The sequence below is a fragment of the Sphingomonas sp. CCH5-D11 genome (genome assembly GCF_001557395.1).
In the GTDB taxonomy this organism is placed as follows: Bacteria; Pseudomonadota; Alphaproteobacteria; order Sphingomonadales; family Sphingomonadaceae; genus Sphingomonas.
This window is the reverse complement of record NZ_LSKH01000163.1, coordinates 1-11,962: the sequence shown is the minus strand read 5'-3', so window position 1 is coordinate 11,962 and position 11,962 is coordinate 1. Positions and strand designations below refer to the sequence as shown.

At 63.5% G+C, this 11,962-nt stretch carries 10 protein-coding genes; all 10 read right to left on the bottom strand.

Annotation, left to right across the window (positions count from 1 at the left end; translation table 11 throughout):
• Nucleotides 1-77: 77 nt before the first annotated feature.
• Nucleotides 78-1,337 (bottom strand): glucose-1-phosphate adenylyltransferase, encoded by a 1,260-nt coding sequence (gene glgC / locus AX702_RS10225; protein ID WP_082746195.1) that lies wholly within the window; start codon nt 1,335-1,337, stop codon nt 78-80.
• Between the two features lie 115 nt (nt 1,338-1,452).
• Nucleotides 1,453-3,606: a 1,4-alpha-glucan branching protein GlgB gene (gene glgB, locus AX702_RS10220; RefSeq protein ID WP_066779049.1), complete on the bottom strand. Its 2,154-nt coding sequence runs from the start codon at nt 3,604-3,606 to the stop codon at nt 1,453-1,455.
• Entirely contained in the window at nt 3,603-6,032 is a 2,430-nt protein-coding gene (locus AX702_RS10215; protein WP_066779046.1) for a glycogen/starch/alpha-glucan phosphorylase, read from the bottom strand. Before AX702_RS10215 ends, glgB begins: the two co-directional genes overlap by 4 nt.
• Before the next feature lie 67 nt (nt 6,033-6,099).
• Nucleotides 6,100-6,453: a HesB/IscA family protein gene (locus tag AX702_RS10210; RefSeq protein ID WP_066779043.1), complete on the bottom strand. Its 354-nt coding sequence runs from the start codon at nt 6,451-6,453 to the stop codon at nt 6,100-6,102.
• Nucleotides 6,453-6,911, bottom strand: a complete 459-nt coding sequence (locus AX702_RS10205; RefSeq protein WP_066779040.1) for an SUF system Fe-S cluster assembly protein — start codon at nt 6,909-6,911, stop codon at nt 6,453-6,455. The genes AX702_RS10210 and AX702_RS10205 overlap by 1 nt, the downstream gene beginning before the upstream one ends.
• Nucleotides 6,908-8,119 (bottom strand): cysteine desulfurase, encoded by a 1,212-nt coding sequence (locus AX702_RS10200; RefSeq protein WP_066779037.1) that lies wholly within the window; start codon nt 8,117-8,119, stop codon nt 6,908-6,910. Before AX702_RS10200 ends, AX702_RS10205 begins: the two co-directional genes overlap by 4 nt.
• Nucleotides 8,120-8,273: 154 nt before the next feature.
• Nucleotides 8,274-9,353, bottom strand: a complete 1,080-nt coding sequence (locus tag AX702_RS10195; protein WP_082746194.1) for a SufD family Fe-S cluster assembly protein — start codon at nt 9,351-9,353, stop codon at nt 8,274-8,276.
• On the bottom strand, nt 9,350-10,093 hold the full coding sequence (gene sufC, locus AX702_RS10190) for a Fe-S cluster assembly ATPase SufC (RefSeq protein WP_066779034.1): 744 nt from the start codon (nt 10,091-10,093) through the stop codon (nt 9,350-9,352). The genes AX702_RS10195 and sufC overlap by 4 nt, the downstream gene beginning before the upstream one ends.
• A 142-nt stretch (nt 10,094-10,235) precedes the next feature.
• A complete protein-coding gene (gene sufB, locus AX702_RS10185) occupies nt 10,236-11,699 on the bottom strand; it encodes a Fe-S cluster assembly protein SufB (protein ID WP_066779033.1) in 1,464 nt (487 codons plus the stop codon).
• 1 nt (nt 11,700) lies between these two features.
• On the bottom strand, nt 11,701-11,962 hold a 262-nt coding region (locus AX702_RS22525; protein WP_231731807.1), incomplete at its 5' end, for an RrF2 family transcriptional regulator.

The following is an 11,962-nucleotide window of genomic DNA, read 5'->3' as shown; positions in this document are numbered from 1 at the left end:
GGAACGCAAAGCGACCATGTGATCGTTAGCCGCATCGCGCGGCCGCTGCCCGCTGATCAATCGTACCGCCATCACCCTCATACGAGCCGATCGATCATCGGCTTTGTGATGAGACAGATCCCTTCATCCGTGCGCCGGAAGCGCCGAGCATCAAGTTGCGGATCGTCCCCCACGACCAGCCCGTCGGGGATCTGAACCCCTCGATCGATCACCACCTTGCGAAGCCGAGCGCCGCGCCCGACCTTCACATAGGGCAGGACCACCGCTTCATCGAGCATGGCGAAACTGTGCGTGCGGACGCCGGTGAACAGCAGCGACCGATAGATGGAGGAACCCGAGACGATACAATCACCCGAAACCAGGCTTGCGACCGCCGATCCACGCCGCCCGTCAATATCATGGACGAACTTTGCTGGAGGCGTAAGCTCCGAATAGGTGGAGATCGGCCATGACCGATCATACAGATCCAGCGCCGGCACCACGTCGGTAAGATCGATGTTGGCCTTCCAATAGGCATCCACCGTCCCGACATCGCGCCAATAGGCGGACGCTTCGTTGGAGGAGCGAACGCACGACGTGCTGAACTGATGGGCCACGGCTTTGCCGTTCTTCACCAACCACGGCACGATATCGCGGCCGAAATCCCGGTTCGATCCCGGCGTTTCCGCATCCCGTCGCAACTGATCGATCAACAGCGACGTCTTGAAAACATAGATCCCCATGGATGCGAGCGCCACGTCCGGCTTGCCCGGCATGGCGGGGGGATCGGTGGGCTTCTCGACAAAGTCGATGATCCGGCCGGTCTCGTCTATGTGCATGACGCCAAAGGCGACCGCTTCCATCCGCGGCACTTCCATGCACGCGACCGTCACATCGGCTTCCTGCTCGCAATGCTGCTGCAGCATCAGCTCGTAATCCATCTTGTAGATGTGATCACCAGCCAGGATCACCATATATTCGGGATCGTAGCTCTCGATGATGTCGATGTTCTGAAACACGGCATCGGCCGTGCCCTCATACCATTGAAACTCACTCACGCGCTGCGACGCGGGCAGGATATCGAAGCTTTCGTTTCGCTCGGGGCGGAGAAAGTTCCACCCGCGCTGAAGATGCCGGATTAGCGAGTGCGCCTTGTATTGCGTGGCGACACCAATCCGTCGAATGCCGGAGTTGATGGCGTTCGACAGCGCGAAGTCGATGATCCGGCTCTTGCCACCGAAATATACCGCCGGCTTTGCGCGCGTATCGGTCAGCTCCGCCAGACGGCTGCCCCGTCCGCCCGCAAGCACATAAGCCATGGCGTCACGCGCGAGCGGCTGTCCCTTCCGGTGTTCCATCCTCGTCTTCTTTCTCCCCTCATTTCGAGAGGGTTCGTGGAGGTAGTCCCTCCGGCATGGCATCTCTGGAGGACAGCCCCTCCACCAACAATCATCTACATCAAGCGTCTGCCGCTCACTCCGCAAACTCGAACATGATCGTGGCAAGCGGCGGCAGTGTCACCATGGCGAACCCATCCTTGGCCTCCACTCCACCAAGATTGCCAAGGCCGGATCCCCAATAGTCGTGCGCATCCGAATTGAGGATTTCACGCCACTTTCCCGCTTTGGGCAGCGGCAGGCGATATGGCGCCCGCGCCACGGGCGTCATGTTGCACACCACCGCTATGGGCGGCGCGCCCGACGCCTTGCGCAGCCAGACGAACACGGAATTCTGAGCATCGTCAGCCACCAGCCATTCGAACCCATCGGGTTCGCAATCGAGCGCATGAAGCGCCGGTTTCTCACGATACAGAAGGTTCAGATCGCGAACGAGATTGCGAACGCCTTCATGCGCGGTCGATTGGCACAGATCCCAGTCGAGCGCGCGATCCTCGCTCCATTCGCGCCGCTGGGCAAATTCCTGCCCCATGAACAGCAGCTTCTTGCCCGGATAGCCCCACATCATCGCGTAGAAAGCACGTAGATTGGCGAATTGCTGCCAATCGTCGCCGCTCATCTTGGTGAGCAGCGATCCTTTCCCGTGCACCACTTCGTCATGGCTGAGTGGCAGAACGTAATTTTCGCTGAACGCGTACACCAGGCCAAAGGTGATGTCGTGGTGATGATGCCTGCGATGCACCGGCTCGCGCGCCATGTACTTCAGCGTATCGTGCATGAAGCCCATGTTCCACTTGAACCCGAAGCCCAGCCCGCCGCTATGCGCCGGATGCGTGACGCCCGGCCACGCCGTGGACTCTTCGGCAACCGTGAAGAAGCCGGGATGCGCGCCATAAACCGCGCGGTTCATGGACTGCAGGAAAGACGCCGCTTCCCAGTTTTCCCGGCCGCCTTCGGTATTGGGGATCCATTCGCCCGCCTTGCGGCTGTAATCGCGGTACAGCATTGACGCCACCGCATCGACCCGCAAGCCGTCGACGTGGTACCGTTCGGCCCAGAAAAGCGCGTTGTTCACCAGAAAGGCAGACACTTCGCGCCGCCCGAAATTGTAGATCGCCGTGTTCCAGTCCGGGTGATAGCCCAGCCTTGGATCCTCATGTTCGTACAGCGCCGTGCCATCAAACCGGGCAAGCCCATGCGCATCGGTCGGGAAGTGGGCCGGCACCCAATCCAGCAGGACGCCGATGCCCGCGCGGTGCGCACCATCCACGAAGCGGGCGAATCCTTCGATATCGCCGAACCGCGCCGATGGCGCGTAAAGCCCGGTCGTCTGATACCCCCAGGAAGGATCATAGGGATGTTCGGAGATGGGGAGGAACTCGATATGCGTGAACCCCATGTCAACGACATAGGGGATCAGCCGATCGGCCAAATCGTCCCAGCTAAGAAACCAACCGGTCTCGTCGCGATCCCACGAGCCCGCATGCACTTCGTAGATACTGATCGGCACGCGACGGGGATCGACACTGGCCCAATGCGCGCGGTGATCATCGTCGCCCCATTCATGCGCGAGGGGCGTGGCGGTTATGGATGCGGTCGCCGGCCTCAGCTCTGACGCAAAGGCATAAGGGTCAGCCTTCAGCGGCTGCAGCTGGCCGTCAGGGCCAACGATCTCATATTTGTAATGCCGACGGTCGCCGAGATCGGGGATGAAGATCTCCCAGACGCCGACGTCGGTGCGCCGGCGCATCGGGTGGCGCCTGCCATCCCAATCGTTGAAGTCACCCACCACTGACACGCGCTGAGCATTGGGCGCCCAGACGGCGAAGTGAACGCCGCTCGCCCCTTCATGCTCGATGAGGTGCGCGCCAAGCTTGTCGTGCAGCCGAAAGTGCGTGCCTTCCGCCATCAGCAGATCGTCAACCGGGCCAAGGACGGGACCGAACGTGTAAGGATCGGTCACAAACCATTCCGATCCGGAAGCCGTGGCGCGATATCGGAGCGGTTGCGGCTCGCCGCCAACATTCCCCTCGAACAGACCGCGCGGATCGACTTGCTCGAGCGTGCCGAGCCGCTCGCCGGAAAGGCTGAACGCCTCCAGTGTTTCCGCACCGGGCACCAGCGCTCTCGCGAAAGTGCCCGCAGGGCCGGCATGACTGCCCAGCAGGGCAAAGGGATCATCGTGACGACCCCTGAGCAATGCCTCGATGGCGCCGGCCGGTGGCTTCACATCACGCCCCAGATCTCACGTGCATATTCGCTGATCGTCCGGTCGGAGGAGAACCAGCCCACCCGGGCGACATTCCTGATCGCAGACGCCTGCCAGCTGGCCTGATCCGCCCATCGGGCGTCAACCGTTCGCTGCGCGGCCGCATAGCTGTCAAAATCAGCCGCAACCATGAACCAGTCATGGTCGTAGAGGCCGTTCATCAGATCCCGATAACGGTCGGGATCGTCCGGAGAGAAGACACCGGACGCAATGGCATTCACTGCCTGGGACAATTCGCGGCTGCCCTCGATCACCTCGCGCGGCCGGTACTCTCCTGCGCGCTTCGCCGCCACCTCATCCGCCGTGAGCCCGAAGATCACGATGTTGTCGTTGCCGACATGGTCCTTGATCTCGATATTGGCGCCGTCGAGCGTCCCGATGGTGAGCGCACCGTTCAGCGCGAACTTCATGTTGCCGGTACCGGAGGCCTCCATCCCGGCGGTGGAAATCTGCTCCGAAAGGTCCGCGGCGGGAATGATGCGTTCCGCCAGGCTGACGTTGTAATTGGGAATGAACGCCACCTTCAGCAGCCCGCCCACCGACGGATCGCTGTTGATGCGTTTCGCAACGTCATTGGCCAGTTTGATGATCAGTTTGGCATTGTGGTAACTGGACGCCGCCTTGCCGGCGAACAGCTTCACCCGCGGGATCCAGTCCTTTTCCGGGTGGCTGCGGATTTGATCGTAAAGCGCCACCGTCTCGATGATGTTGAGCAATTGGCGCTTATATTCGTGGATGCGCTTGATCTGCACGTCGAACAATGCCGCCGGATCGACGCGCAAACCGGTGTTTTCCTTGATGAAGTTCGACAGCGCCACCTTGTTTGAACGCTTCACCGCGGCAAAACGCTCCCGGAACGAAGCATCGTCTGCAAAAGAATCCAGCCCGTTGAGCTTGGCCGCGTCATCGCAGAAGTCGGGCCCGATCGCGTCGCGGATCAGGGCCGTCAGCCCCTGGTTGCAATCCATCAGCCAGCGGCGCGGCGTTATGCCATTGGTCTTGTTGTTGATGCGGTCGGGGTAAAGGCGATGGAGATCCGCGAACACCGTCTGCTTCATCAGATCGGTGTGCAACGCCGCAACGCCGTTGACGCTGTGGCTGCCGGCGAACGCCAGATTGGCCATGCGCACCCGACGTTCGCCATTCTCGTCGATCAGGCTGATCGCTGCCACCGAATGATCGGTCGTGCCCTCCGCCTTCCGCGCTTCCCGAAGCACCCGCCCGTTGATCGCATAGACGAGTTGCATGTGCCGCGGCAGCAGCCGCTCGAAAAGCGGCAGCGGCCAGCTTTCCAGCGCTTCCGGCAACAGCGTGTGGTTGGTGTAGCCGAACGTCTTGCGCGTGACCTCCCACGCTTCTTCGAACGGCAGGTCATGATGATCGATCAGTAGCCGCATCAACTCGGCCACCGAAACGGCCGGATGCGTGTCGTTCAGCTGGATCGCCGCCTTGTCGGGCAAGGTCCGCACATCGCCGAAATACTGAACATGGCGACGGACAATGTCCTGGATCGACGCCGAGGAGAAGAAATACTCCTGCCGCAGCCGCAGTTCCTGGCCCGCAGCGCTGGAATCGGAGGGGTAAAGCACACGCACCAGGCTTTCCGCCCGCGCCTGGCCGGCCAACGCGCCGATGTGATCACCGGCATTGAACGCATCGAGACGGATGGGATCAAACGCGCGGGCGCTCCACAGGCGAAGGGTGTTCACCCGCTTGCCACGCCATCCCACCACCGGCGTGTCATAGGCCACAGCCTCGACCGCCTCGGCCGGCTTCCAGTGAACATGGCCCACCTCATTCCCGGTGACCTCGCCACCAAAGCCGACGAAATAGGCGCTTTCCCGCCGTTCGAACTCCCAAGGGTTGCCATGCGCCAGCCAGGTTTCCGGAAGCTCGACCTGCCAGCCGTCGTCGATCCGCTGCCGGAACATACCGTTCACATAACGGATGCCATAGCCGTAGGCGGGCAGTTCAAGCGTCGCCATGCTCTCCATGAAGCAGGCAGCAAGACGCCCGAGCCCGCCGTTGCCCAGTGCCGCGTCAGGCTCGATCTCCTCGATCTCGGCGAGGTCCACGCCCAGCGACGCCAGCGCCTCCGCCACCTCCGCGTTACGCCCCAGGTTGAACAGCGCATCGCGCAACAGGCGCCCGATCAGGAATTCAAGGCTCAGATAATAGACGCGCTTCGCACCTGCGGCATGGGCTTGCCGGGTCGATGCCATCCATTTGTCGATGATCTCGTCCCGCAGCGTCAGGATCGTCGCGGCAAGCCAGTCATGCTTGCGCGCCGCGCGTTCGTCCTTGCCGATGCGGTGAATGAGGGTGTCGACGATGCGGGCAGCGAGCGGCGAGCGGGCATCGACGGGCGCGGTTTCGGGCGAAGTCATCACCCTTCGAGCTTAGCGCCCGCCGCGCAGGAGTCACGTGGGATGCTGCAGCGCAGCTTGTCCCGGATCAAACCGTGAAGCTCTCTCCACAACCACAGGCACCCTTGGCGTTCGGATTGTTGAAAACGAAGCCGGCGGTGAAATCGTCCTCGACCCAGTCCATGGTCGACCCGATCAGATACAGGATCGATCCGCCATCGACGAACAGCGTGCCGCCCTCGGTCACGATCCGCTCGTCAAATGGCTGGGCTTCGGTGACATAGTCGACCGAATAGGCGAGCCCCGAACAGCCGCGTCGCGGTGTCGAGAGCTTCACGCCGATCGCGCCCTCAGGCGCGCTGGCCATCAGCGCGGCGATGCGCGCTTTGGCTGTGTCGGTGAGGATCAGCGCCGCAGGGCGCTCACGAACGCTCGTTGCCATCACAACATCCCCAGTTCGAGCCGTGCCTCGTCCGACATTTTCGCCGGATCCCACGGCGGATCCCACACGAGGTTCACGTCGACGATAGCGATCCCGGGCACCGAGCCGACGCGCAGTTCCACCTCCGCCGGCATGGACTCGGCAACCGGGCAATGCGGCGTCGTCAGCGTCATGGTGACTACGGCGTGCCCCCCCTCCGTCACCTCGACGTTATAGATCAGCCCCAGCTCATAGATGTTCACCGGGATTTCGGGATCGTAGATCTCCTTCAGCGCATCGATCACCGCCTCGTACAGCGCGCCACCAGGCTCATGCGCTGCATCGCCCTGCGGCTGTTGCTTCAGGAAACCATCCAGATAGTCCCGCTGGCGACCCGAAGTCTCCACCGCATCCTCGACGCGCGCGCGCGGCGGCTTGGTCTCCGCTTCCACTTCCTCGATCCGGATCGGCTCGCTCATCCGAAAATCCTCGTTACTCTTTCTATGCCCTTGGCCAGTGCCTCGACATCGGCCGGGCCGTTGTAAACGCCAAAGCTCGCCCGTGCGGTCGCCTCGACGCCAAGCATCTCCATCAGCGGCTGCGCACAATGGTGGCCGGCGCGGATCGCAACCTTCGCCTCGTCCAAGATGGTGCCGATGTCGTGCGGATGCACCCCCTCGATCGAGAAGGAGACGATACCGGCGCTGTCATCGGGGCCGAACAGTCGCACCGAGTTGATTGAGGACAGCGCCTCGCGCGCCTGGCTCACCAGGGCGGTTTCATGCGCATGGATGCGATCGAGACCGATACCCTCGACATAATCGATCGCGGCGTGGAGGCCGAGCACCCCAACAATATGCGGCGTCCCCGCCTCGAACCGCGTCGGCGCGGGGGCATAGGTCGTCCTGGCGAAGCTGACACGGTCGATCATCGAGCCGCCGCCCTGATAGGGCGGCATGGCATCGAGCAGGTCCGCCCTGCCCCACAACACGCCAAGCCCGGTCGGTCCGTACAGCTTGTGCGCGGAAAAGACGTAAAAGTCGCAATCCAGATCAGCGACATTGACCGGCAGGCGTGGAACCGCCTGGCATCCGTCGATCAGGATCTTCGCGCCGACTCCATGCGCCAGCTCCGCTGCGCGCTTGGCGTCCAGCACCGATCCCAGCACGTTCGACACATGGGCAAGCGCCACCAGCTTGTGCGCCGGGGTCAGCATCGCGGCCATCGCGACCAGATCGATGCGGTGATCCTCGGTCAGCGGCACGACATCGATCGCGGCGCCGACCCGCTCGGCAACCATCTGCCACGGCACGATGTTCGAATGATGCTCCAGCGCAGACAGCAGGATGCGGTCGCCCGCCTTCAACTGCGTCCCGGCCCAGCTTTGCGCGACGAGGTTGATCCCCTCCGTTGCGCCACGAACGAACACCACCTCGTCCTCCGCGCCGCCGATGAAGCCCGCGACGCGGCGACGCGCGGCCTCATAGGCGAGCGTCATGTCCGCCGATCGCTGGTAAACGCCGCGGTGAACGGTGGCGTAGGTGGTATCATAGCCGCGCGTGATCGCATCGATCACCGGCCGCGGCTTCTGCGCCGTGGCGGCCGTATCGAGATACGCCCAACCGGCCGGGATCGCCGGGAAATCGGCAACCACATCAAGCGGGCGGGCAGCGGCGAGAACGGTCATGCGACCTCGCATCTGTTGAGGATGAGGCTCCACCGTCGCGCAGAGCAGGCTGGTCCGTGCGCTCCGAGCATTGTCCAGGAACGCGTGACAAGCGATGCGCCTGCGGCCAGTCCTTCGACTGCGCTCGGGGCGAACGGGGTGGGCGACCGGTTCATCAATCCAGCGCCGCCTCGAGCCAAGCGTCTGCATCCGCCTCGAATGCGTCGCGCACGGTCTCGTCACCGATCCGCTCCAGCGCGTCGGCAACGAACGCGCGGGTCAGGATCGCCTCGGCGCGGGCGCGCGGGATGCCGCGGCTCTGCATGTAGAACAGCGCCCGGGAATCAAGCTCACCGACCGTCGCGCCATGCGCGCACTTCACGTCGTCGGCGAAGATCTCCAGCTCGGGCTTCAAATTCACCGTCGCGGTGCGATCGAGCAGCAGCCCGCGCAGGCTCTGCTCGCCATCGGTCTTCTGCGCATGGCGCGCCACCTCGACCGCCGCGGCAAGGCTGACCTGCGAGCGATCCGCCGCTACCGCGCGCCACACCTGGCGCGAGGAGCCGTTGGGATGCGCATGATTCACGCGAACCGCGCATTCCTGCTTCTGATCGGCGGAGGTGAGCAGCGCGCCGCCATATTCGGCAAAGGCTCCGTCGCCCGCCATCGTCAGCTGTGCGTCGATCCGGCTCCCCTGCCCGCCAGCGCCGAGGAACACGGTAACGAGGCTCGCCGCTTCGCCGATCTCCGCCGCCTCGCGCAGCGACACGAAGCCAGCCGGCTGCAGCAGCCGCACCGAGCGCATCAGCCGCGCGCCCTTGCCCAGCCGCGTGCGAGTGAAGCGGTTCTGCCAGCCGGCGCCGACGAACGTTTCCACCACCTCGGCCGCGGCATCGTCCGCAAGCACGATCTCTGCCGGCACATGGTTCTGCCGCCCGGTGGCGACATGAACGATCTGCACCGGGTGAGTCACCGCCTGCGCATCAAGACGGAGCGTCCAGCCGGTGCCGCCGGCGCGGCGCCCCAGCGGGTGATCGTCCGCTGCGAGCGCGCCAATCGTCACGCGGTGAAGATCGCTGCGCGCCTCGTCCAGCACCCCGTCGATAAACAGCAGCTTCGCACCCGGCAGGTCGAGGAAATCGGCCTCTGGCGCCGCGATCGGCGCAAGCGCCGCCGCGGCGGCCAACCCACCGAGGTCAGCCCAGCGCCACGCCTCCTCGCGGCTGGAGGGCAGATCGAGCACGGCGTCGCTCACGCCGCGACCTCCGCATAGCCCTCTCGCTCGAGCTGATGCGCGAGTTCCGCGCCGCCCGAGCGGGTGATGCGGCCATCGGCGAGCACGTGGACGAAGTCCGGCTTCACATAATCGAGCAGGCGCTGATAATGGGTGATGAGCAGCACAGCCTTTTCGGGCTTGCGCATGATGCGATTGATCCCGTCGCCAACGATGCGCAGCGCGTCGATGTCGAGCCCGCTGTCGGTCTCGTCGAGGATTGCGAACTTGGGATCGATGATCCCCATCTGCACCATCTCGTTGCGCTTCTTCTCGCCGCCGGAAAAGCCGACGTTGACCGGCCGCTTCAGCATCTCGTGATCAAGCCCAAGCGCATCGGCCTGGCCACGCGCGAGCTTCAGGAACTCGCCGCCCGACAGCGGTTTCTCGCTCCGGCTGCCGCGCTGCGCATTGAGGCTTTCGCGCAGAAACTGGACGTTGGAGACACCGGGGATCTCGACCGGATACTGGAACCCGAGGAACAGGCCAGCAGCGGCGCGCTCATGCGGCTCAAGTTCAAGCAGGTCGACCCCGTCAAAGGTGACGCTGGCCTCGGTCACTTCATAACCGGGACGCCCGCCCAGCACGTAGCCAAGCGTCGATTTGCCGGCGCCGTTCGGCCCCATGATCGCATGCACCTCACCCGCATTCACGGTTAGGCTGAGGCCCTTGAGGATCGGCTTGCCGTCGATCTCGGCGTGGAGGTTTTCGATTTTCAGCATGGTCATTCCGAAATGAAGGCGGTCGGAGCGGCCGACCCAAGATTTTCGTCATTCCCGCGCAGGCGGGAATCCATCTGTCCACCTGCGCTTGCGGCACGATGGATCCCCGCCTGCACGGAGATGAAGAATGAGCAAAGGGCGGTCATCCCACCGAACCCTCAAGGCTGATCCCCAGCAGCTTCTGCGCTTCCACCGCAAATTCCATCGGGAGCTGCTGCAGCACCTCGCGCGCGAAGCCGTTGACGATCAGCGCCACGGCGGCTTCCTGATCCAGCCCGCGGCTCATCGCATAGAACAGCTGGTCCTCGCTGATCTTGGACGTCGTCGCCTCATGCTCGATCTGCGCCGAGGGGTTGCGCACCTCGATATAGGGCACCGTATGCGCGCCACACTGGTCGCCCAGCAGCAGGCTGTCGCACTGCGTGAAGTTGCGCACGCCCTCTGCGGTCGGCGCGACCCGCACCAGCCCGCGATAGGTATTGTCCGAACGGCCGGCGCTGATCCCCTTCGACACGATGGTCGAACGGGTGTTCTTGCCCAGGTGGATCATCTTGGTGCCGGTATCCGCCTGCTGGCGATTGTTGGTCACCGCGACCGAATAGAACTCACCGACGCTGCCATCGCCCGCAAGGACGCAGCTCGGATACTTCCACGTCACCGCAGAACCAGTCTCGACCTGAGTCCAGCTGACCTTGCTGTTCTTGCCTTGGCAGAGCGCGCGCTTGGTGACAAAATTGTAGATCCCGCCCAGGCCGTTCTCGTCGCCGGGATACCAATTCTGCACGGTCGAATATTTGATCTCGGCATCGTCGAGCGCAACCAGTTCGACCACCGCCGCATGGAGCTGGTTCTCGTCGCGCATCGGCGCGGTGCAGCCCTCAAGGTACGAGACGTACGCGCCCTTGTCGGCGACGATCAGCGTGCGCTCGAACTGGCCGGTATTCTCGGCATTGATGCGGAAATACGTCGACAGCTCCATCGGGCAGCGCACGCCCTCCGGAATGTACACGAACGTGCCATCGGAGAAGACCGCGCTGTTGAGCGTGGCGAAATAATTGTCATGCTGCGGCACGACCTTGCCGAGCCACTTCTTCACCAGCTCCGGATATTCGCGGATCGCTTCCGAGATCGACAGGAAGATGACACCCGCGGCCTTCAGCTCCTCACGAAACGTGGTCGCCACGGAGACGCTGTCGAATACCGCGTCGACCGCGACCTTGCGCGCGCCCTCGACGCCGGCGAGCACTTCCTGCTCGGCGATCGGGATGCCCAGCTTCTCATAAGTCCGGCGGATTTCCGGATCGAGCTCGTCAAGCGACGCGATCGTCTTCTTCTGCTTGGGCTCCGCGTAATAATAAGCGTCCTGATAGTCGATCGGCGGAATGTCGAGCTTCGCCCAGTCCGGCGATTCCATCGTCAGCCACTTGCGAAACGCCTTCAGCCGCCAGTCGAGCATCCACTCGGGCTCGCCCTTCTTGGCGGAGATGTAGCGAACGGTGTCCTCGTTCAGCCCCTTGGGCGCGAAGTCCTGCTCCACCTCAGTGGCGAAGCCCCATTCGTACTTCTTGGATACCGCGGCGAGCGCCTCGGCGTTCTTGGTGGCCATGTCAGGCGTCCACTTTCATGTCGGTCATGGTTCGTGCCTCGGTCGGAGGAACGATCGGCGTCGTGGCGGTGAGCTGGGTCAGCGTAATGCCGGCGAGCGCGCCGCGCACCGCATTGTTCACCACCGCCCAATGCGGCTTAACGCGGCAACTGCCGTCCAGCGCGCAATCATGCTGCGCCGTATCGACACAGGTGGTGAGCGCGATCGGCCCCTCCACCGCCTCGATGATGTCAGCCAGCGTGATCGTCGCCGGCGGGCGCGAC